Below are 25,935 nucleotides of genomic sequence, written 5' to 3'. Positions count from 1 at the left end.
AACCGTTATGCCGTCTGAACGCCAAACTATTTTAACGGAATCCGCCCATGAACCCAAATCCCCTCAAAATCCTCGTCCTCTACTACTCCCAAAACGGCAGCACCCTCAACCTTGCCCGCCAAATCGCACGCGGCATTGAAAGCGTCGCAGACTGCGAAGCCGTATTGCGCACCGTCCCCAAAGTCTCCACCGTCTGCGAAGCTGTCGAAGAAGACATCCCCGACAGCGGCGCGCCCTACGCCACCGCCGAAGACCTCAAAACCTGCGCCGCCCTCGCCCTAGGCAGCCCCACCCGCTTCGGCAACATGGCAGCTACCATGAAATACTTCATCGACGGCACCATCCCCCTGTGGCTCGGCGCAGAACTTGTCGGCAAACCCGCCACCGTCTTCACCAGCACCGCCTCCCTGCACGGCGGACAAGAAACCACGCTGCTTACCATGATGCTCCCCCTCCTACACCACGGCATGATTATCAGCGGCATCCCCTACACCGAATCCGCCCTCGGCAATACCCGAAGCGGCGGTACCCCTTACGGTGCGTCCCACGTTGCCGGACATGACGGCAAACCCGTCCTGACCGTAGAAGAAAACGACATCGCTTTCGCACAAGGCAGACGGCTTGCGGAGCTTGCCGTCAAGTTGGCCTAAACAGCCTCCTTTCAGACGGCATGAGGAATGATGCCGTCTGAAAGCGTTTGCCTGTATAATCCGCGTCTTTACTGTCCAACTTCGCGGTTCGCAAACCTCCCGCGTTACCAAAACTAGGATTCGATATGTCAAACCAACAAGCCTTGGTCATCTTTTCGGGCGGCCAAGATTCCACTACCTGCCTGATTCAGGCGATTCAAACCTACGGGCGCGAAAACGTCCAAGCCATCACTTTCCAATACGGGCAACGCCACGCCGTCGAGCTGGAACGCGCAGAGTGGATCGCGCAGGATTTGGGTGTCAGTCAAACCGTACTCGATTTGAGCCTGATGCGGCAGATTACGCACAACGCCCTGATGGATGAAGCCGCCGCTATCGAAACTGCCGAAAACGGCGTTCCCAATACCTTTGTGGACGGGCGCAACGCACTTTTCCTGCTCTACGCAGCGATTTACGCCAAAGGGCAGGGGATACGGCACATCATCGTGGGCGTGTGCGAAACCGATTTTTCCGGCTATCCCGACTGCCGCGACGTGTTCGTCAAATCGATGAACGTTACCCTTAATCTGGCGATGGACTATGATTTCCAAATCCACACGCCGCTGATGTACCTGACCAAGGCGCAAACGTGGGCGTTGGCGGACGAAATGGGCGTGTTGGACTACATCCGCGAACAGACCCACACCTGCTACAAGGGCATCGTCGGCGGCTGTCGCGAATGCCCGAGCTGCGTGTTGCGCGAGCGCGGATTGGCGGAATATTTGGAGAGTAAAAAGGCCGTCTGAACGCGCGCAAACCATAAGGAATACGATATGCCCAAGCTTCATATGTTTTACCTCGGCGGTAACGCAGGCCGCTCCAATATCGAAGTGCACGACATCCAATTTGCCGTGTGCGACGATTACCGCGAAGCCATCCCCGCACTCAAAGCCGCATGGTTCGGCGATGCGGACAAAATCCACATCGACGGTTGGCAGGTTGTCGAATGGGCGGACGGTTACGACATCGCCGTATCCGAAATGCCCAAAACGGAAATGCCGTCTGAACACGCCCAGCACCTGTATTTTGTCAATGTCGGCGGCTATCGCGCAGGGCAGCTTGCAGAAGCGCACGCGTTCGGACTGTTCGCCGCCGCCACGCCTGCCGAAGCCAAACAAAAAGCCCTGCAAACCCTGTTAACCGACTATGTTCAGCAGCATAAAGACAACTTGAAAGACGTGGACAACCTGCTTGCGCTCGACCGCATCGGCAATTTCCATATCCGCCTGACCCCGAATCCGCACGGCAAACCCGCCGAAATCGGCTTTCAAGGCTATTTGCCCATTTGAGAACCCATGAAAATCACCAAAATCTTCACCTTCGACTCTTCACACATGCTCGACGGGCATGACGGCAAATGCCAAAACCTGCACGGGCATACCTACAAACTCGAAATCACCGTTTCAGACGGCATTATCAAAGGCGGCGCGAAAGACGGTATGGTAATGGACTTTACCGACTTAAAAGCCATTGTGAAACAACATATTACCGAACCCTTCGACCACGCCTTCATCTATCACGGCGGCAACGGGCGCGAATCTCAAATCGCCGCGCTTTTGGAAGGCTGGAATATGAAAACCCTGCGCCTGCCCTGCCGCACCACTGCCGAAAATATGGCGGTCGAAATGTACTGCCGTCTGAAAAACGCAGGGCTGAACGTGTACAGCGTGAAATTGTGGGAAACGCCGACATCGTGTGCGGAGTATGAAGGGGAGTAGGGAATATCTTGAACGTATCGATATAGTCAATTCAAATAAGGAATGCCCGATCGCGTCATTCCCGCGAAGGCGGAAACCCGGACCTTGGTTTTTCAGGAATATTTAAAAATTGCAGCAATTCCAACTCTTTGGATTCCCGCCTGCGCGGGAATGACGGTGTGGAGCGTCCTTATTTGAATTTATAGTGGATTAGATTTAAACCAGTACGGCGTTACCTCGCCTTAGCTCAAAGAGAACGATTCTCTAAGGTGCTGAAGCATCAAGTGAATCGGTTCCGTACTATTTGTACTGTCTGCGGCTTCGTCGCCTTGTCCTGATTTTTGTTAATCCACTAGTGGTACAAAATTCAAGATAGATTTCAAAGGGAGAGTTAATATTGTTAATTAAAAAAATAATTTTATGGGTAGTTATGACTTTATTTTGGATTTTCATTTTTTATCCAAATGAGAAGGAATTATCAACAAAACGATTTATTTTTGAGAAGTCATACAGTTATAATTCTGGCATACCATTTAACTATTTCTTAATAGATAAAAATCAGAATTCCATTATTTATTTCTTTATTAATAACTATATAGAAGAGGGTAACTTTATTTATTTTTCATATATTGATGGAGGTATTGTGCATGATTTCTGCTATACAAATAAAAAGTTAAAGCTATTACGTATTAACAAACTAACTGATAGTATAGAAAATGCTCAAATAAATAAGCACCAAATAGTTTTTGATAAAATTAATAAAATAAAATACAGTGATTTAACATGGTTGCAAAGTGAATATAATAGATGCAAGTAAATTTCTGTATTGATTATTTATTGGAAAAATTGCATTGTTTACACTTTTTTCATGCTGATCAGTGCACAGGTAGGGGGCGTGCTGGGGCAGAATGCGGTGGAGAATAATGCCCTAGACCGTTTGGACGGATTCACACCCGGCGAACGAAGCCTGAGAGCCAGAGCAGATAAGATCTACCAATATACCGTAAAACGGTTTTTTCTCCTGCACGGATTCCCCGTCTTTTCAAACGGCATTCCATCTCAAACGTACCCATTAAAAGGAACACCCATGAAACTCCTCTCCACCATTCTCGTTCTCCTCGTCGCCGCCGAACATTTCTACATCGCCTGGCTTGAAATGACGCAGATTCCCAGCGAAAAGGCGGCGGAAACGTTCAAGCTGCCTTATGAATTTATGGAACAAAAGCGCGTGCAGACCCTGTTTGGCAACCAAGGGCTGTACAACGGCTTTCTTGCCGTCGGGCTTTTGTGGGCGCAGTTTGCCGCGCCGGATAACGCGGTGTACGGCGCGACGGTGCTGTTTCTCGGTTTCGTATTGATTGCCGCCGCATGGGGCGCGTTCTCTTCCGGCAACAAAGGCATACTCGTCAAACAAGGTTTGCCCGCGATGCTGGCAGAGGCGGCGGTATTGGCGGTATGAAAAAAATCAATGTTGCCCCCGGAAATCCGCAATACCGCATCGTCGAAATTTTTGAAAGCCTGCAAGGTGAAGGCTGGAACACGGGCATGCCTGCCGTTTTCGTCCGCTTGGGTAAATGCAATCTGGCGTGCGGCTGGTGTGATACCGATTATTTGACATTCGGCATGATGAGCCTGTCCGACATCTTAGGCCGTCTGAAAACCTACACCGCGCGCAATATCATCATCACCGGCGGCGAACCGACCATCCAGCCGCATCTCGATATGCTGCTGGACATGCTCAAGGCGGAAGGTTATTTCCTCTGTATCGAAACCAACGGACTCAATCCCGCGCCGCCGCAAATCGACTATGTCGTCACCAGCCCCAAAGCCTGCTATGCCGCCAAATACGAAAAAAGCTGTATCGAAACAGCCGACGAAGTGCGGATTGTTGCCGACGGCGATGTCGTCGGGTTCTGCGAAAATATGGAACGCAAAATCCGTGCGCGCCATTACTACCTTTCGCCCTGCGAACAAAACGGTGCGATGAACATCTACGACACCATCCGCCAAATCGGTATCTTAAACAGCCGCCCTGACACCCCCGTGCATTGGCAGTTGAGCGTGCAGACGCATAAATGGGCGGGGATAGAGTAGTTTAAGTAGTGTTCAAAGGGACGGCGTACCGTTTTGCCGATGTTTGACATACGGGGAAAGTGTGCCGCTTCCGCGTGAAATTGCCGACATTTCCGTTGCCCAATTAGGACGGAGCCTTACTGAATAAGATGCCGCCGTTGGGTACACGCTCGGCTTCCTAAATTCCGATAGTCTTTTGAACCTTGCCGATACCCTTTGTCAGTGCGCGCAAATAGCAGGGTTAGGGAAAACGAAATGCCGTCTGAAACAGAATGCTGTTTCAGACGGCATTTTTCTGTTGACGCCAAAAGGAAAAACCGCCTCGGCAATGGATGCCGAGGCGGTTTGAATATGGTCGGAATGAGAGGATTCGAACCTCCGACCCCTTCGTCCCGAACGAAGTGCGCTACCGGGCTGCGCTACATTCCGAATTAAGTAAGGCGTGATTATAGCGCAAAAAATACGGCGTGCCTATACCGTTTTGCCTTTTTGCCGCGTGTCGGGCGGATTTAAAACGCTGTGTTTGAATACAGTGTTGATAAGCATCCTTATCTTCAAGTAATTCAATAGGATAAATTTCTACTTAACCGGAAAATCATTGCCTTTCCCTGACAAACGGTTGAAATCGGCAGATTGTTGAAACGCAGCCGATTTAAAAGGCTTCGCCGACTTTTACGCCGCCCGCCGTGTCCTGCGGCGAAGTCAAACGGGAGGTCAAGGCTTGCGCCGCTTGAAAATCCGCCGTCTGCATCACGGTTTGCGCGGAGGCACTGCCGAGCGTGTTGGCCATGTATTGCCAACGTTGCGCCAAAGCGGGATTGTCGGGAATGCGGAAATCTTCGCGCAATTCATCGACCAAGTCGGGACGGTTGCAGACCAATATGATGTCGCAACCTGCTTCAAACGACAGTCGGGCGCGTTCTTTGATACCGCCAGCTCCGCACGCGCCTTCCATAGTCAAATCGTCCGAGAAAATCACGCCGTTGAACCCGATGTCGCGGCGCAAAATTTCTTTCAGCCATTTTTCGGAAAAACCGGCGGGCTTGGCATCCACTTGCGGATAAACGACGTGGGCGGGCATAACCGCCGCCATACCTTCGCGGCTCATAATGCGGAAAGGGATGAGGTCGGCGGCTTCGAGCTCGGACAGGCTGCGCCCGTCTTCGGGCAGCACCAAATGGCTGTCCCCTTCGACAAACCCGTGTCCGGGAAAATGTTTGCCGCAGGATTTCATGCCGCCGCGATTCAAGCCTTTTTGCAGGGCGAGGGCGAGGCGGGTTACGGCTTCGGGGTTGCGGTGGAAGCTGCGGTTGCCGATAACGGGGCAGTTTCCCCAGTCCAAATCCAAGACGGGCGTGAAGGACAAATCGATGCCGCAGGCGGAAAGCTCGGTTGCCAACACCCATCCGATGTGTTCGGCATAGGTTTCGGCGGTTTCCGCGCCTTCTCTGTCCCAAATCTCGCCGAGCGTACTCATTGCGGGCAGGCGGGTGAAGCCTTCAATGAAACGTTGTACCCTGCCGCCTTCGTGATCGACGGCGATGATGAGTTCGGGTGTGCGGAGGGCTTTGATTTCGGCGGTGAGTGTTTTGAGCTGTTCGATGTTTTGGAAGTTGCGGCGGAACAGGATGATGCCGCCGATTGCGGGGTCGAGAAGGCGTTGCTTTTCCTCTTCGGTCAGGCGGAAGGCGGCAATGTCTGCCATGACGGGGCCGCGCGGAATATGGGGAACAGTCATTTCGGTTTGCTCCAAAAAGCTTCAGACGGCATATGCCGTCTGAACAGGGAAAGGGGTCAGGCGTTGGTGCGTTTTTTATCTTTCAACAGAAAAATCAGCACCGCCAATACAATGCCGGTCGTGCCGAAGCCGAGCAGCGCGGACTTGGTCATGCCCAAGGCAAGGTAGCCCGATGCGGCGGCGGCGGCAACGGTCAAGGCGTAAGGCAGTTGCGAGGTAACGTGGTCGATGTGGTTGCAGCGCGCGCCGGTGGACGACAGGATGGTCGTGTCGGAAATGGGCGAGCAGTGGTCGCCGCATACCGCCCCCGCCATTACTGCGGACATACACGGGATAATCAGTGAGGGATCGACTTTGACCGCCATGGCGGCGGCAATCGGCAGCATGATGCCGAACGTCCCCCAGCTTGTGCCGGTGGCAAACGCCATTACGCTGGCGAGCAGGAAGAGGATGACGGGCAGGAAGCCGGGATGGATGTTGCCCGCAACCAGTGTAGAGAGGTAATCGCCGGTGTGCATTTCGCCGACAACCGTACTGATGAGCCAAGCGAGGATTAAAATGGCGATTGCGCCGAACATAGATTTCGCACCCTGCCAAACGGCTTTGGGATAGTCGGCGGTTTTAATCGTGCCGAGCGTGCAGAGAACGACGGCAAGCACACCGCAAGTGCCACCGAAGACCAGCGAAGTGTTTACGTCGGTATTTTCAAATGCCCCCAAAATGCTGAAGGTTTCGCTTGCCTGCGCGCCGGTGTAGATCATGGCGGAAACCGTTGAGGCGATTAAGGCCAAAACGGGAATAATCAATGCGTAAACCCTGCCCCGGCTGCCGTCTGAAACGGCGGTTTCATCATGGGTTTCGTTCAAAGCGGCTTGTTCGAAACGTGCCATCGAGCCGATGTCGAAGGAAAACCATGCGACGACGAACACCATAATCAGGGCAAACAGTGCGTAATAGTTCATCAGGCTCATGGCGACAAACGTCCCCATCGGCGTGTATTCGGTGATTTTGTAGGTAACGAGCAATCCGGCAAGCGTAGCGATAATCGACGCGCCCCAGCTTGAAACGGGCATCAGCACGCACATGGGCGCGGCGGTGGAGTCGAGGATATAGGCGAGTTTGGCGCGGGAAACTTTGAACTTGTCGGTAACGGGGCGGGCAATCGCACCGACGGCGAGGCTGTGGAAATAGTCGTCGATAAAGGTTACGAACACGAGGCAGGCGGTCAGCATTTTCGCGCCGCGCCGGTTTTTAATGTGCCGTTTTGCCCAGTCGGCAAACGCCTGATTGCTGCCGGAGTAGGTAAGCAGGGAAGTGAAAATGCCCAAAAGTATCAGGAAAACCAAGATTTTTGGTTTGCCCAACGACCAATCGCCGTCTGCCCAAGCCAAGCCGACGACCATGTCTTTCAGGTGTGTCAGACCGTCGACGGGGTTGCCGCCGACCAAAAAGGCAACGCCGACCAAAATACCGATGCCTAAAGACAGCAGTACGCGGCGGGTAATGACGGCAAGTGCCAGTGCCAAAAAGGGTGGCACAACCGAGAAAAATGAATGTGAATAGTCAATTAGCTGCATGGTTTGTGAGGTGTAAGCGTCCGGATGGGGCGGTTTCTGTCCGCAACGGTTCGGATTTTGTTGGCAAAATGGGCGGAAATATTTTTTGTCCTAAAAAATATTTGTTTAAAATCAAACAACTGATTTTTACAAAATGCCCGTTAATCGGTATTGACGGGCATTTTATCATTTAAAAAATATTTTGGTTAAATTATGTGTGTTATTGCAGGTTTAATGCGATAAACAGCGTGTTGCCACGGCGCATGACTAGCAGGGGGACGTTTTTGCCTGCCTTGTCCATAGCTTTGCGGAAACCGTCTTCGTCATTGACGGGGACTTGCCCGATAGCAAGAATTTCGTCGCCGCGCCTCAAGCCTGCGCGTTCTGCCGCGTCGGAAACCCGTACGACGACGAGGTGTCCGCCGCTGCTGTCGGTATGTGTCTGAAGGGTAATGCCTGCGGATTCGACCGAGAACGTACCGGATTGCTGTTCGGTGTAGGGGGCTTCATCTGTTTTGGATGATGCGCCGGTATGCTCGGCGGCGTTGCCCAGCTTGACTTTGATTGTGATTTCTTCGCCTTTGCGCCATACGCCGAGGCTGACTTCTTTTCCTGGTGTAATGGCACCGACCATAACGGGAAGGTCTCCGGAAGAACGTATTTCTTCTCCGTTGAGGCTGCGTATGATGTCGCCCGCCTGCAGGCCGGCACGTTCTGCGGGGCTGCCGGGCAGGATTTTGGCAATCAGTGCGCCGCCGGCTTTGTCCAAACCGAACGATTGTGCCAAACCGTAGGATACTTCTTGAATAATCACGCCCAGTTGTCCGCGTTGGACTTTGCCGGTGTTTTTCAGCTGTTCGGCGACATTCATGGCAACGTCAATCGGGATGGCGAAGGAAATGCCCATAAATCCGCCGCTGCGGCTGTATATTTGCGAATTGATGCCGACGACTTGTCCTTTCAGGTTGAACAGCGGGCCGCCGGAGTTGCCCGGATTGATGGCAACGTCGGTTTGAATGAAGGGTGTGTAGCTTTCATTGGGCAGGCTGCGGCCTTTGGCGGAGACGATGCCGGAGGTAACGCTGTTGTCGAAGCCGAAGGGTGCGCCGATGGCGGCTACCCATTCGCCGGGTTTCAAATCTTTGGGATTGCCGATTTTGACGACGGGCAGCTCTTCCGTTGCATCGATTTTCAGAAGGGCGACATCGGATTGGACATCCGAGCCGATGAGCTTGGCGGTATATTCGCGCTTGTCGTTGAGCAGGACTTTGATGCTGCCCATACCGGCAACGACGTGGGTATTGGTCAGGATGTAGCCGTCTTTGCTGATGATGAAGCCCGAACCGAAGTTCAATCCGCCGTCGTCGGATTCTTCTTGGGGGATTTCGGGCATGTTCGGGACGAGGCGTTTGAAAAATTCGTAGAACGGGTCGCTGTCGGCAAGCGGGTCGGAATCGGTTTCGGCATTGCCGCTGCCGTTTTGGGTGCGCGGGGCGGGGGCTGCCTGAATATTGACGACTGCCGGACCTTCGCTTTGCACCAGTTGGGCAAAGTCGGGCAGCAGCATACTGACGCTGCCGTCGTCTTTGGTGTGTTCGATGCGTTCTACGAAGGATGCTTCTTTTTTGTCCGCACCGAAAAAGCTGCCGGCTTTGTCGCAGCCTGCCAATGCGGCGGCGCACAGGGTTGCCAAAGCGAGGTATTGGTATTTTTTGAACACGTTTCGTCCTTTGTGTTGTGCCGATATTGACTTCAATGCCGTCTGAAGCGCATTTTGTCGGCTTCAGACGGCATAGGTTGAAATTCTACAACGTCCGTCCGAATTTTCAAGCATTTCATTTTGAAGGGCGGCGGCAGTCAGGCTTTGGCGGGATATTCGCACAAATCGTTGATGATGCAGGTTGGGCATTGCGGTTTGAGTGCCTTGCAGGTGTAGCGTCCGTGCAAAATCAGCCAGTGGTGCGCGTCCATCAGGAACTCTTTAGGAATGAAGCGCATCAGTTTGTCTTCGACTTCGCGCACATCTTTCCCGGGGGCGATTTTGGTTCGGTTGGACACGCGGAAAATATGCGTATCGACCGCCATAACGGGGTGTCCAAACGCCGTGTTCAATACCACGTTTGCCGTTTTGCGCCCCACGCCCGGCAAGGATTCCAAAGCCTCGCGGTCTTCCGGCACTTCGCCGTTGTATTTTTCCAGCAGGATGCGGCAGGTCTGCATGATGTGCTTGGACTTGGTTTTATATAACCCGATGGTTTTCGTGTATTCCATCACGCCGTCCAAACCCAAATCCAGCATCGCCTGCGGCGTATCGGCAACGGGAAACAGCTTCGCCGTCGCTTTGTTCACGCCGACATCGGTCGCCTGCGCCGAAAGCAGAACGGCAATTAAAAGCTCGAAAGGGGAGTTGAAATTCAGCTCGGTGGTCGGATGGGGGTTGGCGGCGCGGAAGCGTTCGAAAATTTCTTGGCGGATGTGTCTGTTCATTTTTTTATACGGTGGGTTTGTGTGTTCGGCATTATAACGTATGGTTCAGGCGGCGTAATATTGCATTCCCCACAGAATGAAGGCGTAACGCGCCGTTTTGCCGGCAACCAGCATCAGCCCGCTTGTCCACGGATTCAACCGCAGCCAGCCGGCGGCAAGCGGCAGTGCGTCGCCGATGACGGGCAGCCAGGCAAACGCAAGCAGCCATACGCCGTAACGCTTCATTATCCTGATTGTTTTTTCAGACGGCATTTTTCGGGAAGGCAGCAAACGCCCCATCCGATAGGAAACCATACTGCCCAATCCGTTGGCAAGGCCGGCGCACAGCCATGCGCCGTATGCGTGTTCGGAAAAGCGGTGGACGAATAGGGCAAAGGCGGCTTCCGATGTGCCGGGCAGGAGGGTGGCGGAAGTGAAGGCGGAAAAGGCGAGTGCGGCGTAGGCGGAAAAAACGGTCATGTACGGTTTGTGATAAATCAAAATGAGGATTGAAAAAATACAGCGTCGGCGTGCTTGTCGGGATAATAGCGGATGTTGTCCGGCAAGGATATGCCGACGGCTTGCAAATTTGTGAAATGTCAGTATGATTCATGCCGCCCTTGAAGAATGTCAATTTTTGCCGTCCGAACCGTGTAATGTATTCCAATAAAATGAAAGGCAAATCATGTCTGCGCAATCACAAAACAACCATACGTCCCCGTTGGTCGTCTTGACCACGCTGTTCTTCATGATGGGTTTTATTACCTGCATGAACGACATCCTTATCCCTCATTTGAAAGAAATTTTCGACCTAACTTACGTTCAGGCGATGCTGATTCAATTCTGTTTCTTTACCGCCTATGCGGTGATGTCGATTCCCATGGGTACGCTGGTGGGCAAAATCGGTTATAAAAACGGCGTTATCGGCGGCTTTCTGCTGACGGCGGTCGGATGCCTGTTGTTTTATCCTGCTGCGGGCAGCCATTCTTATGCGGTATTTTTGGGCGCGTTGTTTATTTTGGCTTCCGGCGTAACGCTGCTTCAGGTTGCCGGTAATCCTTATGTTACCCTGCTGGCGAAACCCGGCAAGGAATCGGCAACGCTGACGCTGGTTCAGGCGTTTAACTCTTTGGGTACGACCATTGCGCCTCAAATCGGCGCGTTCCTGATTCTGGCAGACGCAACCCAAACCGTCAGCAAGGCGGAACAGATTTCTTCCGTACAGATTCCCTATTTGGGACTGGCGGGGCTGTTGATTATCCTTGCCGTTTTCGTGAAAATGATCCGCCTGCCCGACGCGCAAAAAATTGCCGCCGAGGAAAGCGCGCATAACCACGACGGCAAAACCGGCGTATGGCAATACAAACATCTCGTGTTCGGTGCGGCAGGCATTTTCTGCTATGTCGGTGCGGAAGTCTCCATCGGTTCGTTGATGGTCAATGTGTTGGGTTATCTGAAAGGGCTGGATCATGCTTCTGCCGCGCATTACCTGTCGTTCTATTGGGGTGGTGCGATGGTCGGACGTTTCCTCGGTTCGGCGGTGATGGCGAAATTCGCGCCCAACCGCTATCTGGCGTTTAACGCATCGGCTGCGGTCGTACTGCTTGCCGTCGCGATGGCGATGGGTAGCGGCAATGCGGATGTGGCGATGTGGTCGCTGCTTGCCATCGGTTTTTTTAACTCGATTATGTTCCCGACGATTTTCTCTTTGGCAACCAAAGGGTTGGGCAAATTCACCAACGCGGCTTCCGGTGTGCTGTGTACCGCGATTGTCGGCGGTGCGGTCGTGCCGGTGATTCAAGGTTGGGCGGCGGATACTTACACCCTGATGTCTTCGTTTGTCGTTTCCGTTATCTGTTACCTGTATATCGTGTTTTTTGCGGTGTACGGATATAGGGCGGACGAATAATCTTTTTCTTGAGAAATGCCGTCTGAACATCTTTCAGACGGCATTTTTGCGTACCGGTGTTTGCGGCATGTGTGCCGAGGTTTTAATACTTCAATCCATAAAAGTCTTATATGCCAACAAACAAAAAAATAAAAAATTATATTTCAAAAAAATTAATTTAAATTGAGAAAATTGCCGTTTTGTTTCTGCCCGGCTTTTGTAAAACGCTAAAATGCCGTCTGAAAACGTCGGGCGGATTCGGTATGGTGTGTTAGAATCCGTTAACTTTATATTAAATCGGGCAAAGAATCATGTTTGCTTTCAAATCCTTACTCGATATGCCGCGCGGTGAGGCACTTGCCGTCGTCGTCGCTCTGATTGCCGCGATGGGCTATACCATCATTTCATTGGAGTGGCTGCCGCATATGTCCATTATTGCCGCCATCGTCGTGCTGATTTTGTACGGCTTGGCGCGCGGTTTGAAATACAACGATATGCAGGCAGGGATGATAGGCGCGTTGAATCAGGGTATGGGCGCGATTTACCTGTTTTTCTTCATCGGGCTGATGGTCAGCGCGCTGATGATGAGCGGCGCGATTCCGACGCTGATGTATTACGGTTTCGGGCTGATTTCCCCGACTTATTTCTACTTTTCCGCCTTCGCGCTGTGTTCCGTCATCGGCGTGTCCATCGGCAGCAGCCTGACCACCTGCGCCACTGTCGGCGTTGCCTTTATGGGGATGGCGGCGGCGTTTCAGGCCGATATGGCGATGACGGCGGGCGCGATTGTTTCGGGCGCATTTTTTGGCGACAAAATGTCCCCGCTTTCGGATACGACGGGCATTTCCGCGTCCATCGTCGGTATCGACCTGTTTGAGCACATCAAAAACATGATGTACACCACTATTCCAGCATGGCTGATCAGCGCGGCACTGATGCTTTGGCTTTTGCCGAATGTCGCCGCATACGATATGGGCAGCGTCGAATCCTTCCGCAGCCAGCTTAAAGCCACGGGATTGGTGCACGGCTATTCGCTGATTCCGTTTGCACTGTTGGTCGTTTTGGCATTGATGCGCGTCAATGCCGTGGTCGCCATGCTCTTTACCGTCATTGCCGCCGTTGCCGTAACGTATCTGCACAGCACGCCCGATCTGCGTCAGCTCGGCGCGTGGTTTTACGGCGGCTACAAACTCGAAGGCGAAGCGTTTAAAGACATCGCCAAACTCATTTCGCGCGGCGGCTTGGAGAGCATGTTCTTTACGCAGACCATCGTTATCCTCGGTATGAGTTTGGGCGGGCTGTTGTTTGCGCTGGGCGCGATTCCTTCCTTGCTGGATGCCGTCCGCAGCTTTTTGACGAATGCCGGACGCGCGACGTTCAGCGTTGCCATGACTTCGGTCGGGGTCAATTTCCTGATTGGAGAGCAATATTTGAGTATTTTGTTGTCGGGTGAAACATTCAAACCCGTTTACGATAAGCTCGGCCTGCATTCGCGCAACCTGTCGCGGACTCTGGAAGATGCGGGGACGGTGATTAACCCTCTCGTGCCGTGGAGCGTGTGCGGCGTATTTATCAGCCATGCGCTGGGCGTACCCGTTTGGGAATATCTGCCCTATGCCTTTTTCTGCTATTTGAGTTTGGCTTTGACGCTTCTGTTCGGCTGGACGGGGCTGACCTTGAGCAAAAAATAAGCGGATAAGCGAAATGCCGTCTGAACCTGTTTTCCGGTTTCAGACGGCATTTTTATAGTGGATTAAATTTAAACCAGTACGGCGTTGCCTCGCCTTGCCGTACTATTTGTACTGTCTGCGGCTTCGTCGCCTTGTCCTGATTTAAATTTAATCCACTATATGTTTGGCGGATGGGGCGGATTGAAACAGAAAACGCCCGTACCGTCATTCTAAACTGTGCAGAAACGGCGGTGCGGGCAGGCTCTGCTTACTTCACGCGGGTCGCCATCAGGGTGTGCAGGCGGCGGTTGTCGGCGCGTGCGACGGTGAACTGCAAACCGCCGATAAGGACTTTTTCGCCGCGCACGGGCAGGTGCCCCAATTCCTGAATGACCAGACCGCCGATGGTGTCGGCTTCTTCGCTGCTGTATTCCGTGCCGAAAAAGGCGTTGATGTCTTCGATTTCGGTAGCCGCGTGGATGCGCCAGCGTTCGGCGGAAACGGCGTGGATGTTGTCCGCGCTTTCGTCTTCGTCAAACTCATCTTCGATGTCGCCGACGATTTGCTCGATGATGTCTTCAAAAGTTACCAAACCTGACGTGCCGCCGTATTCGTCGATGACAATCGCCATATGGTTGCGCTGTTCGCGGAATTCTTTTAAAAGCGCGTTCAGCGATTTGCCTTCGGGCACGAAGACGGCGGGACGGAGAATGGATTTGAGGTGAAACTGCTCGGGGTTGAACATATATTTGAGCAGGTCTTTGGCGTGCAAAATGCCCAAAACTTCGTCTTTGTCTTCGCCGATGACGGGGAAGCGCGAATGGGCGGTATCGATGACGTAGGCGGTGATGCGTTCGATGCTGTCGTTTTCTTTTAAAACGTTCATACGGCTGCGCGTAATCATCGCGTCGCGCACTTCCAAATCAGAAAAATCGAGGACTTTTTCCAATCTTAAAAGTGTATCCGCATCAAATACTTCCTGTTCGTGCGCTTGGCGCAACAGGGTCAATACGTCTTCGGCGGAATCAGGTTCGCGGGCGAGTCGGGCAATCAGGCGTTCAAAAAAATTTGTTTTCGGTTGTGCGTCGTCCATTTTAATGTCCGTCTTCTCGGTAGGGGTTGGGGAAGCCTGCTGCCCGCATCAGGCGGATTTCTTCGGCTTCCATTATTTCGGCTTCATCGTCTTCGATATGGTCGTAGCCCATCAGGTGCAGCGTGCCGTGTATGGTCAGGTGGGCAAAATGCCGTTCGGGCATTTTGCCTTGTTCGGCGGCTTCTTTCAAAACCACTTGCGGGCAAATCACCAAATCGCCATACAGGCCGTCTGAAAACTGGTCGGGCAGGATTTCGCCTTCGTTGAGCGCGAAACTCAATACATTGGTGGCGTAATCTTTGCCGCGGTAGTCGCGGTTGTAGGCTCGGGCTTCTTCTTCGTCCAAAAGAATCAGGCTGATGTCGGCGCGGCGGTATCCGCTTTTCAGGGCAGACCACGCCCAGCGGTAGAAGTCGTTCTCTGAAGGAAGGTTGGCGGCGGAAGAAGCGTTTTCAAAGTTCAGATGAAAACGTTGCCGCTGTAAGGATAAAAAAGGGTATTTTTTGGCGCGTTTCATTGTGGCGGGTTTCGTGTTTTGTGGGCGTAAATATAACATAGACCTGACGGTGCCGTCTGAAGAAACGTTCAAAATATGATAGACTTCACGCCGTTTCCATTCTTTGAACGCATTGAACATGAACCCGAAAAAACTCGTCATCGCCAGCCGCGAAAGCCTGCTTGCCATGTGGCAGGCGAAACATATCCAAGGCCGTCTGAAGGAGCTGTATCCCGATTGCGAAGTCGAAATTTTGGGCATGACCACGCGCGGCGATCAGATTTTGGACAAAACCCTGTCGAAAATCGGCGGTAAAGGCTTGTTTGTCAAAGAGTTGGAACAGGCTTTGTATGACGGTCGCGCCGATTTGGCGGTGCATTCGATTAAGGACGTGCCGATGGATTTGCCTGAAGGTTTCGCGCTTGCAGCCATCGGCGAACGCGCCAATCCGTTTGACGCGTTTGTGTCCAACCAATACGCGCGTCTGGAAGAAATGCCCAAAGGTGCCGTCGTCGGCACATCCAGCCTGCGCCGCGAAGCCCAGTTGCGCGCGCGCTATCCGCATTTGGTCATCAAACCTTTGCGCGGCAATGTGCAAACCCGGTTGTCCAAACTCGATAACGGCGAATACGACGCGATTATCTTGGCTGCCGCCGGTTTGCAGCGTCTGGAATTGGACGAACGCATCCGCATGATTTTGTCGGAATCCGACAGCCTGCCTGCCGCCGGACAAGGCGCATTGGGTATTGAAATTGCAGCGCATCGCGAAGATTTGTATGAAGTTTTGAAACCCTTGAACCACGGCGTTACCAATGCCTGCGTTACCGCCGAACGCGCCCTCGCACGCGCTTTGGGCGGAAGCTGCCAAGTGCCGCTGGCCGCATATTGCACGGAAGAAAACGGCTTGCTGACCTTGCGCGGTCTGGTCGGACACCCCGACGGATCGGTTGTGTTGCAGGCGGACGCGCAAGCCCCTGCCGGATACGCCGACGCGCTCGGACGCGCAGTTGCTAAGAAATTGGCGGACGACGGTGCGCAGGAATTGATTGGAGCAGTATTGAATAGGGAAAATTGATTTTATCGAAAATTTATAGTGGATTAACAAAAACCAGTACGGCGTTGCCTCGCCTTGCCGTACTATCTGTACTGTCTGCGGCTTCGTCGCCTTGTCCTGATTTTTGTTAATCCACTATAAAGAAAATAATATAAGTTATTGTTTTTAATTAATTTATTTCATCGGTTTTGCTCGCCTTATTTCGTCATTCCCGCGCAGGCGGGAATCCGGTTTGCTCGGTTTCAGTTGTTTCTAATCAATTCTTGCAGCATTGGGTTCCCGGATTCCCACCTGCGCGGGAATGATGGCGGAAAGGTTTTTGTGGCTTCGGATAATATAGTGGATTAACAAAAATCAGGACAAGGCGACGAAGCCGCAGACAGTACAGATAGTACGGCAAGGCGAGGCAACGCCGTACTGGTTTAAAGTTAATCCACTATACTGTGGCGTTCAAATTTTGAATTTGAGAATGATGATATTCGTATTTTTTATTTGAGTTCATCATATTGGGTTGATTTTATAGATGTTTTTAGCTTGTTTGAAATTGTTATAGTTTATTGTTTTTTAACAAAAAACAGATGCCGTCTGAACTGGTTAAGGTTCAGACGGCATTTTCATATGGCTGTGCTTTTTACAGTACTTTCACGATGCTTTCGCACAGATAATCGATGTTGTCGTCGGTAATGCCGGCGACGTTGATACGGCCGGAACGGACGGCATAAATGGCAAACTCGTTTTTCAGGCGGTCGACTTGTTCGGGAGTCAAGCCGCTGAAAGAGAACATGCCGTTTTGTTCAATAATAAAATCAAAGTCTTGGGTAGCACCTTTGGCTTTGAGCAACTCGACAAATTTTTGGCGCATGGCTTTGATACGGCCGCGCATTTCATCGAGTTCAGCAATCCATTGTGCTTTCAAATCATCATTTTTCAACACCAGCGCAATAGTGTTCGCGCCGTGCGAGGCCGGGTTGGAATACAAGGTACGGATGATGGTTTTGACTTGGCTGTGGGCGCGGGCTGCTGTTTCTTCATCTTCGGCCACCAAAGTGAACGCGCCGACGCGCTCGTTGTACATACCGAAGTTTTTGGAATAAGAACTGGCAATCAGCAATTCTGTATTGTGTTTCAAGAACACGCGCAAGCCGTAGGCATCTTCTTCCAGACCGTTGCCGAAGCCTTGGTAGGCAAAGTCAAACAGCGGCAGCCAGCCTTTTTCGGCAGAAAGTTTTGCCAGAGTTTCCCATTGTTCGGGCGTAGGGTCGATGCCGGTAGGGTTGTGGCAGCAGCCGTGCAGCAGGACGATGTCGCCTTTTTGCGCTTGGCTCAAGTCTTCAATCATACCGTCCCAATCCAAACCGTGTTTGGCGGCATCATAGTAGCGATAAGGTTTGTCTTGGATACCGACCGCTTTGGCGATGGCGTTGTGGTTTGGCCAAGTCGGATTGGAAATCCAGATGGTTTGCGCGTTCAACTGACGTTTGGCAAACTCGGTCGCAATACGCAATGCGCCTGTACCGCCAAGGCTTTGTGCTGTTTTGGCGCGGCGGCTGGCGATGATTTCGTGGTCTTTGCCGAACAGCAGGATTTGGGTTTGCTCGTTGTAGTCGGCAACGCCGTCGATGGTCAGGTAGTTTTTGGTGGTTTCGCTTTCCAACAGGCGTTTTTCGGCTTCTTTGACGGCTTTGACAATGGGTGTCGCGCCGGATGCGTCTTTGTACACGCCGATGCCGAGGTTGACTTTTTCGGGGCGGGTTTCGGCTTTGAACGCTTCGCCCAAACCGAGAATCGGATCGGCGGGGGCGGCTTCGATGTGCTTGAAGAACATAGCTTGCTCCTTGATGGGGACGGAAGGTCATTCGGGTTTGCCGATTTTACGCTGTTTTACACGGGCTGGAAACAGACGCAATCACGCCTGCCCGATATGGGCGAAGGTTTCCCAGTTTGACCGTATGTGTTCTGCAAGCAGGGGTAAATCTTGTTCGGCGGCTTCGTAGTATGCGCCGTCCCATTCTTCAAAGTCGGGGAACTGTTTGCGCAGGGAAGGGATGTCCCGCCCTTCGTCGGCAAGCGTTTCGATGTTTTCGCCGTGTTGTTCGTAGAGGGCTTTGGCTTTGTCCAAGACTTTCGGCACGGCTTTGATTTTCCAGCGGCGCAGGCTGTCGGCAAGCGGGTTGCGGAAAATGTATTCGCCGTAGCCGGAGGCGATAAGCTGTACGAAGCCGCCTTCTTCGACTTGGCTGTCGAGGTAGCAGAATGCGGTCAGCGTGTGCTGGTCGTCGGACAGGCAGGAGAGGGATTCGTCGCCGGTTTGGGCGGTGTGTTCGAGGTAGGCGGAAACGAGGGTGTAGAGCAGGGCGGATGGCTCTTGTTGTTTGATGTTTTCAGGGAGGGTAAGCGCAGTCATGGTATGCCGTCTGAAAAGTGGGGATTATAGCGGATTGCGGCTTTGCGCCGAAAATATCCTTTAGCCTGCCGATGGCGTAAAATAGGCGTACACCAACCACGCAAAGGAAAATCAAATGGATAATCTGAATCCGCAGGAAATTTCCGTGTTGCCGGAAAATCTGCCGCTGTATTGCTCGGGGCCCGACAACGAGCAGTGGAACGGGCATCCGAGAGTGTTTTTGCCTTTGGGTGAAGGAGAATCGGGCAGCGTTTCTTGTCCGTATTGCGGCACGCGCTACCGCCTTGACGGCAAGATGCCGCATCATCACTACGTCTGAATGCAAACGGCGGAAAAATGCCGTCTGAAGCCTTTTCCGGTTTCAGACGGCATTTGTTTGGCAGGGTGGGCTGTTCCGGCACCGAGATTCTGCCCGACGCGCCGCTCTGACGAGGAACGGCGGTTTCCGTTCCCCGCGTGCTGCCGCTATGGATGGCGGCGTTTCGCCTAGAGGAAGAAAATCATTGCTGTGACGACGGCAATCACGCCGTAAATCGCCATCGGGATAACGGTTTTCTTGATAATCGCACCTTCGGAATTTTTCACGTCCAATACGGTACATACGGCGATGATGTTGTTGAGGCACACCATATTGCCCATCGCGCCGCCGACGGACTGCAACGCCAGAATCAGGGTAACGGACAGGCCGGTATCCAGTGCGATTTGCTGTTGGATCGGACCGAAGGTCAGGTTGGACACGGTGTTGGAACCGGAGAAGAACGCGCCGATCGCGCCCAGATACGGCGAGAAATAAACCCAGTGTTCGCCCGCCATTGCGGCAAATTCCTTACCGATGATTTTCACCATCGAATTGTCGCCGCCGACCAGCATCAGCTGCACCATAATCAGCGCGCCCATCAGGGCAAGCAGCGGTTTTTTGGTTTGATTGAAGGTTACGGCATAAATCGTCCAAGCATCTTTGAATTTGGTCTTATACAGCAGGATGCAGATCCAAACGGTAAAGACAAACGGAATCCAAGCGGGAACGTACAGCGTTTGGTAAGACGCGCTGACATCTTGTCCGAAAATATTGCCGAAGGTAATCGTCAGGGAGTCGCTGACGGTAATTTTGGACAAATCAAACGGCAGTTGGAAGCTGAACCATTCTTCTTTGCTGGTCAAAATGCCTTTGATGCCGAGCTGTTTGATGCGCGTAACCACCAGCATACCGATCAGCATACCTAAAGGGGCAAGTGCTTTGGCGACTTGGGCGAACGGCACTTTTTCGGCATTCGGGTCTTTGGCGTGGTCTTTGCTCAAGCCCCAGCCTTTATTAGCTGCAAATACGGAAAACATCAGACCGATTGCGCCGGCAACCAAAGAAGGAAATTCTTCGTTGACCATTGCCAATGCGACATAGGGAAGGGTACAGGAGAAAACGGCAATGGCGACGAAGCCCAAGTTTTTGCGGATTTCAGACCAAGGCACGATAAAACTCAAGCCGATGACGGGGATGACGAAACCTGCGAAGAAGTGCATCACGCCGGTCTGCCTGCCGATGGCGAGGATGTCTTCGGCACTCAGGTTCAGCGGTGCGAAACCGAACCAAGTCGGCGTACCGACCGCGCCGAAAGAGACGGGGACAGAGTTCATCACCAAAGTGAAAATCGCCACTTTCAACGGATTGAAGCCCAAGCTCATCAGAATCGGCGCGGCAATCGCAGCAGGCGTGCCGAAGCCGGATGCGCCTTCAATCATAAAGGCAAACGACCAGCCGATAATCATCAGTTGCGCTACGGGATTCGGGCTGATGGTCGCCAGCCATTTGCGGATGACATCGATGCAGCCCGTGGTTTCCATCATACGGTTGAACATAATCGCGCCGAAAATCACGGTAATCGGCGTGAGCGTTTTGACGAGGCCGGAAGCGGCGGTGGCGTTGAGCAGCATTCCCGCATCGCCGAAGTAGAAAAGTTTGATGGCGTAAATCAGCACTGCGGTAATCGGCAGCGCGACGTAGGAAGGCATACTGTTTTTTTTCACCATCAGCCAAATCAGCAGGACGATGGGGAATATGCTGAGGAAAAGTGCCATAACGAATCCTTTTTAGGCATTTGCATCATAAGGCGCGTTGAGGTTTGGAAAGACGTTCAAATCCCGCACACCCGATATTTTGGTTAAAAGATAAATTGGTAAGACCAATTATTATGCGTTTGCACACTTTACGTAATCTTATGTAATCGGTCAAGCATTTTATCGATAATGGCTATTAATGCGGGTTAAGGATGGTGATGATGCGGCGGAGGGAGTGTGGGAAAGGGGCGTGTAAAAAAAAGCCGCCCGAAAGGCTTCAGACGGCATTTTCAGCATTTTTCCAGCGGCACGAATACCGCGCCGTCCCCGTCCACGCGGAGGATTGAAGCATAGTCGTTATGCCAGTCGCCCAAAACGATGCGGGTAAAGCCGTTTTCGTGATGGATATGCTCGCGGTGGGTGTGCCCGTGTATCAGCCTTTCCGCGTTAAAGGCGCGAACCTGCCGCGTGGTAAAGGCGGCATTGACATCCATAATATCGGCGGGCTTGACCTGTTTTTCCATTTTGCTGACACGCCTGATTTTGGCGGCAAGGCGTGTGCGCCACTTCAGAGGCAGCATCAGGAACAGTTTTTGCAGCCGCTTCCGATGCACGATTTTGCGGAAACGTTGGTATGCCCTGTCATCCGTACACAGAGTGTCGCCGTGGCAGATGAGGGTTTTGCAGCCGAACAAGTCCAAAACCGAGTAATCCGGCAGTAGCGTCATGCCCGCACGCCGGCAAAAATCCTGACCGATTAGGAAGTCGCGGTTACCCCTGACAAAGAACACGGCAACGCCTTTGTCGGACAATTTCCTGATTTCACGCGCAACCGAAGTATTCAACTCGGAAACTTCGTCATCGCCCACCCAGAAATCAAACAAATCGCCCAAAATATAAACCGCCCGCGCCTGTCCGGCGGCGGAAGAACGTAAAAAACGCAGCAACAGCGCGGTCAGTTCGGGATGCTTTTCGCTCAAATGCAGGTCGGAAATGAAATAGGAGGGTCGCATAGGCAGGTTTCCAATCGGGCGGATGTCGTGGCGGATTATAACGCGCCCGGCGGCGGGGCAATACGGCAAATGCCGCGCCAAGCATCGGGCGTTGGCGGAACCGGGGTTCGGGCGCGTTAAAAATGCCGTCTGAAGGCTTCAGACGGCATCGCGCGGGGCGGATGCGGTAAGGTTTTGCCGGAAAGATATGGGGTGGTGTGGCGGGATTTCCGTTAAAATACGCTTCTTTTTTATTTTTTCCGACCATTATGCGCCTGACCCACATCAAACTTTCCGGCTTCAAATCTTTTACCGACCCGACCACGATTCATGTGCCGGGGCAGCTTGTTGCGGTTATCGGGCCCAACGGCTGCGGCAAGTCGAATGTGATTGACGCGGTGCGCTGGGTGTTGGGCGAGGCTTCGGCGAAGCAGCTTCGCGGCGAGAGTATGCAGGACGTGATTTTTAACGGTGCGGCAACGCGCCGTCCTGCACCGAGGGCTTCGGTGGAGCTGGTGTTTGACAACAGCGACCACAGTTTGCAGGGTGCGTGGGGGCAGTATGCCGAGGTGAGCATCAAGCGGCAGCTGATGCGGCAGGGCGAATCGACTTATTTCATCAACAATCAGACCGTGCGCCGCCGCGATATTACCGATTTGTTCTTGGGTACGGGCGTGGGCGCGCGCGGTTATGCCGTTATCGAGCAGGGGATGATTTCGCGCATCATCGAAGCGCGGCCGGAGGAGTTGCGCGCCTATATCGAAGAGGCGGCGGGCGTGTCCAAATATAAGGAACGCCGCAAGGAGACGGAAGGCCGTCTGAAAGATACGCGCGAGCATTTGCAGCGTTTGGGCGATTTGCAGAACGAGTTGGCGCGTCAGGTGGAAAAGCTGGAGAAACAGGCGGAAACCGCCGAACGCTACAAATCTCTGACCGCGCAGTTGAACCGGCAACAGGATTTGCTCGATTACGCCCAATGGCAGCAATCGCTTGCCGCCGCCGATAAGGCGACCGCGCAGCATCAGTCTTTGCAGGCGCAGCAGGACGAAACCGCCGCGCAGGTTCAGGCGTTAAACGACGAAGTACACGCCTTGCAGGCCGCCGAACAGGCGCAGCAGCAGGCGGTACACGAATTGGGCAACAAACGCGGCGTGTTGCGCGAGCAGATTGCCCGTTTGGAAGAACAAATCCGCCACCGGCAAAACCTGCACCAACGCATCGAACGCGACAAGCAGGCGGCGCAGGCGCAGATGCAGCGCATCCATCAGGAGCAGCAGCAAATCCGTGTGCAGCTTGAAGAAAACGAGTTGCAGGTCGAAGAAAAGCAAACCGAGTTGGCGGAATGGGCGATGCAGGTTGCCGAACACGAGGAGCGTCTGCCCGAATTGGAAGAAGCCCAAGCCACGCTCAACGCCGCCTTCCAAACCCGGCAGGACGAGGCAAACCGCATCCGCCGCGAACTGGCGTTGAAGCAGCAGCAGCTTGCCCATACCGGACAAACGATTGCCAAGCACGAAGAGCGCAAAGGCCGTCTGAAACAGGAAAACCAAGCCCTGAACCTGCCCGATGAGGCCGAAACCGCCGCCGCGCAGGAAGCCGCTGCCTTGTTGCAAGGCCGGCAAGAGCATTACGAAGAACAAATCATCGCCGCCGAAGAAGCCTTGCACGCCGCACGCGAGGTGTTTCAGACGGCATCAAACCGCTTCCAAAGCCTGAAGCAGCAACACATCACCTTGCAGGCGCAGCAGCAGGCGTTGTCGCAAATCCTGTCGCAACAGCAGGAAGCCGCCGACTTCTGGCAGGCAACCGACCACGCCGCCGCGCCGCAACTGTGGCAACACATCACCGCGCCCGCCGAGTGGCAGCACGCCTTGTCCGTCATCCTTGCCGAACGCCTGCACGCCCGCAGCGTGCCGTCTGGTTTCGTTCCGCCCGCGCCGTTGCCGCAGGGGCAGGCGGCATGGCTTTCAGACGGCCTCTCCGGCGGCATCAAAAAATCTCTGCCCGTACAGGCATTACTGAACCAAATCCAAGCGCAGCCGCCGTTTCAGACGGCATTGCACCACTGGCTCGACGGCGTATTGTGCGCGCCCGATTTGAGCTACGCCCTCGCGCATCAAAACGATTTGGGCGCGCATCAAATCTGGCTCACGCCCGAAGGCCATCAGGTCGACAAAGTCAGCGTCCTGCTCTATGCCAAACCCGCGCAGGAAAGCCTGATTGCCCAAAAAGCACGCCTCGACGGCATTGCTTCCGAACTGGAAAACCTCGCCCCCGAACTCTCCGCCGCCGAAGCCGCGTTCAAACAGGCGGAGGCTGCTGTGCGCTCGTCTGAAACGCAGCACAAAAACCTGATGCAGCAGCAACAACAGCACACGCGCCAATACAGCCAAGCGCAGCAACGTGCCGCCGAACTTCTGGCACGCACCAACCAAGGGCAAATCCGCCGCGAACACATCGAGCGCGAACTGGCGCAGTTGGCGGAAGAACAGACCGTGTTGCAACACACGTCCGACGGGCTTTCAGACGACATCGCTACTTTGCAGGAAGCCGCCGCCGAACTCGAACACCAACAGCAAACCACCGCACACAACCGCCAAGAACAGCAAGGCCGTCTGAAACAGGCTCAGCTTGCCTTGTTGGAAGCCAACCGCCAATACGGGTTGGCCGAAGTCGCCGTCCACAAACTCAACCAGCAAAAACAAAACTACCAGCAGCAAATCGCCCGGCTCGAACAGCAAACCCTAGACTGGCAGGAACGCCAGCAAGAGCTTGCCCTCGCCTATGAGACCGAGTTCCAAAACGACGAGCAGCACATCAAGCTTGAAGAATTAAGCGAAGCCGTACAGACTTTGGACGAAGAATATATCGTCGTACAAGAAAAACTCGCGCAGATTCAGGAGCAGGGCAGGGAGCAATACGCTAAAGTGCAAACCCTGCAAACCAAGCTGCCGCAGCTTCAGGCAGCCACCCAAACCGCCCTGTTGCAACAACAGGAAGCCCTAATCAACGCCAAACGCTACCATCAAAACCTGACCGAACGTGCCGCCGATTTGGACGCGCTCGAAGCGTTGGCGAAAGAATCGCCGAAAGTATTGAACAGCAGCATCGGCAGCCTTTCGCAACAAATCGAAGCCCTCGGCGCGGTCAACCTCGCCGCCCTGCAAGAACTCGAAGAAGCGCGCGAACGCGACGGCTACTACCGCAGCCAGAGCGAAGACGTGCAGGCAGCCATTACTCTTTTGGAAGAAGCCATCGCCCAAATCGACGACAAAACCAAAGCGCGTTTCAAAGAAACCTTCGATGCCGTCAACAGCAAAGTCCAAACCTTCTTCCCGACCCTGTTCGGCGGCGGCGAAGCCACCCTCAAAATGATAGGCGACGACCTCCTGACCGCCGGCGTGTCCATCATGGCGCGTCCGCCCGGCAAGAAAAACAGCACCATCCACCTCCTTTCCGGCGGCGAAAAAGCCCTTACCGCCATGAGCCTCGTGTTCGCCCTGTTCAGCCTCAACCCCGCCCCCTTCTGCCTTTTGGACGAGGTCGACGCCCCGCTGGACGACGCCAACACCTCGCGTTTCTGCAACCTGGTCAAAGAAATGTCGGCGCAAACCCAGTTCCTCTACATCTCCCACAACCGCCTGACCATGGAAATGGCAGAGCAGCTCGTCGGCGTAACCATGCAGGAAAAAGGCGTATCGCGCGTTGTAGCCGTGGACATCAAACAGGCGTTGGAAATGGCGGAAGCTGTTTAAACGGGTTGCAGAACGGCTGAATCTTGCCGTTTTTAATGATGTGTTGCGGTACGGGTTTTCAGACGGTATAGTGAATTAAATTTAAACCGGTACTGCGTTGGCTCGCCTTAGCTCAAAGAGAACGATTCTCTAAGGTGCTGAAGCACCAAGTGAATCGGTTCCGTACTATCTGTACTGTCTGCGGCTCGCCGCCTTGTTCTGATTTTTGTTAATTCACTATATTTCAAACAGAACGGATTAAAATCAAATCCAAATCCATAAAAAATGCCGTCTGAACAGCGTTCAGACGGCATTTCGATGTGTACCGCCACG

The 25,935-nt window shown here is 53.3% G+C and carries 25 protein-coding genes and 1 tRNA gene; 13 read left to right on the top strand and 13 right to left on the bottom strand.

Features of this window, described 5'->3' with window-relative positions; translation table 11 throughout:
- Positions 1-47: 47 nt before the first annotated feature.
- The 7 genes from wrbA to Q9I99_RS05005 all read left to right on the top strand — a co-directional run bounded on the left by wrbA (position 48) and on the right by Q9I99_RS05005 (position 4,480).
- On the top strand, positions 48-650 hold the full coding sequence (wrbA, locus tag Q9I99_RS05035; protein WP_301667076.1) for an NAD(P)H:quinone oxidoreductase: 603 nt from the start codon (positions 48-50) through the stop codon (positions 648-650).
- 125 nt (positions 651-775) lie between these two features.
- The gene (queC, locus tag Q9I99_RS05030) at positions 776-1,435 is read left to right on the top strand and encodes a 7-cyano-7-deazaguanine synthase QueC (protein ID WP_301667075.1); all 660 of its coding nucleotides are present in this window, start codon (positions 776-778) and stop codon (positions 1,433-1,435) included.
- A 27-nt stretch (positions 1,436-1,462) separates the two neighbouring features.
- Positions 1,463-1,978: a DUF1543 domain-containing protein gene (locus Q9I99_RS05025; protein ID WP_301667074.1), complete on the top strand. Its 516-nt coding sequence runs from the start codon at positions 1,463-1,465 to the stop codon at positions 1,976-1,978.
- Between the two features lie 6 nt (positions 1,979-1,984).
- Positions 1,985-2,407: a 6-carboxytetrahydropterin synthase QueD gene (gene queD, locus Q9I99_RS05020; protein WP_301667073.1), complete on the top strand. Its 423-nt coding sequence runs from the start codon at positions 1,985-1,987 to the stop codon at positions 2,405-2,407.
- A 376-nt stretch (positions 2,408-2,783) separates the two neighbouring features.
- Positions 2,784-3,203: a hypothetical protein gene (locus tag Q9I99_RS05015; protein WP_042508533.1), complete on the top strand. Its 420-nt coding sequence runs from the start codon at positions 2,784-2,786 to the stop codon at positions 3,201-3,203.
- 270 nt (positions 3,204-3,473) lie between these two features.
- Entirely contained in the window at positions 3,474-3,845 is a 372-nt protein-coding gene (locus Q9I99_RS05010) for a DUF1304 domain-containing protein (RefSeq protein WP_301667072.1), read from the top strand.
- Entirely contained in the window at positions 3,842-4,480 is a 639-nt protein-coding gene (locus Q9I99_RS05005) for a 7-carboxy-7-deazaguanine synthase QueE (RefSeq protein WP_301667071.1), read from the top strand. The genes Q9I99_RS05010 and Q9I99_RS05005 overlap by 4 nt, the downstream gene beginning before the upstream one ends.
- Positions 4,481-4,811: 331 nt before the next feature.
- On the opposite strand, the gene Q9I99_RS05000 is transcribed toward Q9I99_RS05005, so the two are convergent.
- The 3 genes from Q9I99_RS05000 to Q9I99_RS04990 form a co-directional block, all read right to left on the bottom strand.
- A tRNA-Pro gene (locus Q9I99_RS05000) sits at positions 4,812-4,888 on the bottom strand.
- A 223-nt stretch (positions 4,889-5,111) separates the two neighbouring features.
- The gene (gene nagZ, locus Q9I99_RS04995; RefSeq protein WP_301667070.1) at positions 5,112-6,197 is read right to left on the bottom strand and encodes a beta-N-acetylhexosaminidase; all 1,086 of its coding nucleotides are present in this window, start codon (positions 6,195-6,197) and stop codon (positions 5,112-5,114) included.
- A gap of 56 nt (positions 6,198-6,253) precedes the next feature.
- Positions 6,254-7,774: a Na+/H+ antiporter NhaC family protein gene (locus Q9I99_RS04990; RefSeq protein WP_301667069.1), complete on the bottom strand. Its 1,521-nt coding sequence runs from the start codon at positions 7,772-7,774 to the stop codon at positions 6,254-6,256.
- Between Q9I99_RS04990 and Q9I99_RS04985 the strand changes: the two genes are divergently transcribed.
- Positions 7,747-7,947, top strand: coding sequence for a hypothetical protein (locus tag Q9I99_RS04985; RefSeq protein ID WP_301667122.1), 201 nt, complete (start codon positions 7,747-7,749; stop codon positions 7,945-7,947). The genes Q9I99_RS04990 and Q9I99_RS04985 overlap by 28 nt on opposite strands.
- A gap of 26 nt (positions 7,948-7,973) precedes the next feature.
- On the opposite strand, the gene Q9I99_RS04980 is transcribed toward Q9I99_RS04985, so the two are convergent.
- The 3 genes from Q9I99_RS04980 to Q9I99_RS04970 form a co-directional block, all read right to left on the bottom strand.
- Positions 7,974-9,473, bottom strand: coding sequence for a DegQ family serine endoprotease (locus tag Q9I99_RS04980; RefSeq protein ID WP_301667068.1), 1,500 nt, complete (start codon positions 9,471-9,473; stop codon positions 7,974-7,976).
- 137 nt (positions 9,474-9,610) lie between these two features.
- Entirely contained in the window at positions 9,611-10,240 is a 630-nt protein-coding gene (gene nth / locus Q9I99_RS04975) for an endonuclease III (protein ID WP_301667067.1), read from the bottom strand.
- A gap of 45 nt (positions 10,241-10,285) precedes the next feature.
- Complete coding sequence (locus Q9I99_RS04970; RefSeq protein WP_301667066.1) at positions 10,286-10,699, bottom strand: YqaA family protein; 414 nt, start codon at positions 10,697-10,699, stop codon at positions 10,286-10,288.
- A gap of 205 nt (positions 10,700-10,904) precedes the next feature.
- Between Q9I99_RS04970 and Q9I99_RS04965 the strand changes: the two genes are divergently transcribed.
- Both Q9I99_RS04965 and nhaC read left to right on the top strand, forming a co-directional pair.
- Positions 10,905-12,128 (top strand): sugar MFS transporter, encoded by a 1,224-nt coding sequence (locus Q9I99_RS04965; protein WP_301667065.1) that lies wholly within the window; start codon positions 10,905-10,907, stop codon positions 12,126-12,128.
- A 290-nt stretch (positions 12,129-12,418) separates the two neighbouring features.
- Positions 12,419-13,798: a Na+/H+ antiporter NhaC gene (gene nhaC / locus Q9I99_RS04960; protein ID WP_301667064.1), complete on the top strand. Its 1,380-nt coding sequence runs from the start codon at positions 12,419-12,421 to the stop codon at positions 13,796-13,798.
- A 247-nt stretch (positions 13,799-14,045) separates the two neighbouring features.
- Here the strand turns inward: nhaC and Q9I99_RS04950 are convergent, their stop codons facing one another.
- Positions 14,046-14,870, bottom strand: a complete 825-nt coding sequence (locus tag Q9I99_RS04950; protein ID WP_301667063.1) for a CorC family transporter — start codon at positions 14,868-14,870, stop codon at positions 14,046-14,048.
- Between the two features lies 1 nt (position 14,871).
- Positions 14,872-15,387, bottom strand: coding sequence for an rRNA maturation RNase YbeY (gene ybeY, locus Q9I99_RS04945; RefSeq protein ID WP_301667062.1), 516 nt, complete (start codon positions 15,385-15,387; stop codon positions 14,872-14,874).
- 118 nt (positions 15,388-15,505) lie between these two features.
- On the opposite strand from ybeY, the gene hemC reads away from it, so the two are divergent.
- On the top strand, positions 15,506-16,441 hold the full coding sequence (gene hemC / locus Q9I99_RS04940) for a hydroxymethylbilane synthase (protein WP_301667061.1): 936 nt from the start codon (positions 15,506-15,508) through the stop codon (positions 16,439-16,441).
- A gap of 610 nt (positions 16,442-17,051) precedes the next feature.
- Here hemC and Q9I99_RS04935 read toward each other — a convergent pair.
- Together Q9I99_RS04935 and Q9I99_RS04930 are read right to left on the bottom strand one after the other, a co-directional pair.
- Positions 17,052-18,245 carry an amino acid aminotransferase gene (locus tag Q9I99_RS04935; protein ID WP_301667060.1) on the bottom strand — a complete coding sequence of 398 codons (1,194 nt, stop codon included), beginning with the start codon at positions 18,243-18,245 and terminating at the stop codon, positions 17,052-17,054.
- A gap of 81 nt (positions 18,246-18,326) precedes the next feature.
- Positions 18,327-18,824: a DNA-mimic protein DMP19 gene (locus Q9I99_RS04930; protein WP_301667059.1), complete on the bottom strand. Its 498-nt coding sequence runs from the start codon at positions 18,822-18,824 to the stop codon at positions 18,327-18,329.
- 115 nt (positions 18,825-18,939) lie between these two features.
- Between Q9I99_RS04930 and Q9I99_RS04925 the strand changes: the two genes are divergently transcribed.
- Positions 18,940-19,143: a zinc-finger domain-containing protein gene (locus Q9I99_RS04925; RefSeq protein WP_025458070.1), complete on the top strand. Its 204-nt coding sequence runs from the start codon at positions 18,940-18,942 to the stop codon at positions 19,141-19,143.
- A 167-nt stretch (positions 19,144-19,310) separates the two neighbouring features.
- On the opposite strand, the gene Q9I99_RS04920 is transcribed toward Q9I99_RS04925, so the two are convergent.
- Both Q9I99_RS04920 and lpxH read right to left on the bottom strand, forming a co-directional pair.
- The gene (locus Q9I99_RS04920; RefSeq protein ID WP_003712526.1) at positions 19,311-20,897 is read right to left on the bottom strand and encodes an L-lactate permease; all 1,587 of its coding nucleotides are present in this window, start codon (positions 20,895-20,897) and stop codon (positions 19,311-19,313) included.
- A 269-nt stretch (positions 20,898-21,166) separates the two neighbouring features.
- On the bottom strand, positions 21,167-21,889 hold the full coding sequence (gene lpxH / locus Q9I99_RS04915; RefSeq protein ID WP_301667058.1) for a UDP-2,3-diacylglucosamine diphosphatase: 723 nt from the start codon (positions 21,887-21,889) through the stop codon (positions 21,167-21,169).
- 248 nt (positions 21,890-22,137) lie between these two features.
- Between lpxH and smc the strand changes: the two genes are divergently transcribed.
- Positions 22,138-25,623 (top strand): chromosome segregation protein SMC, encoded by a 3,486-nt coding sequence (gene smc / locus Q9I99_RS04910; protein WP_301667057.1) that lies wholly within the window; start codon positions 22,138-22,140, stop codon positions 25,621-25,623.
- Between the two features lie 107 nt (positions 25,624-25,730).
- Here smc and Q9I99_RS04905 read toward each other — a convergent pair whose 3' ends face one another.
- Positions 25,731-25,916, bottom strand: coding sequence for a hypothetical protein (locus Q9I99_RS04905; RefSeq protein WP_192879270.1), 186 nt, complete (start codon positions 25,914-25,916; stop codon positions 25,731-25,733).
- Positions 25,917-25,935 lie beyond the last annotated feature (19 nt).

This window comes from Neisseria basseii, from assembly GCF_962707005.1.
GTDB lineage: Bacteria > Pseudomonadota > Gammaproteobacteria > Burkholderiales > Neisseriaceae > Neisseria > Neisseria bergeri.
The sequence above is the reverse complement of the archived record's forward strand: the minus strand, read 5'-3'. Positions and strand labels throughout refer to the sequence as shown.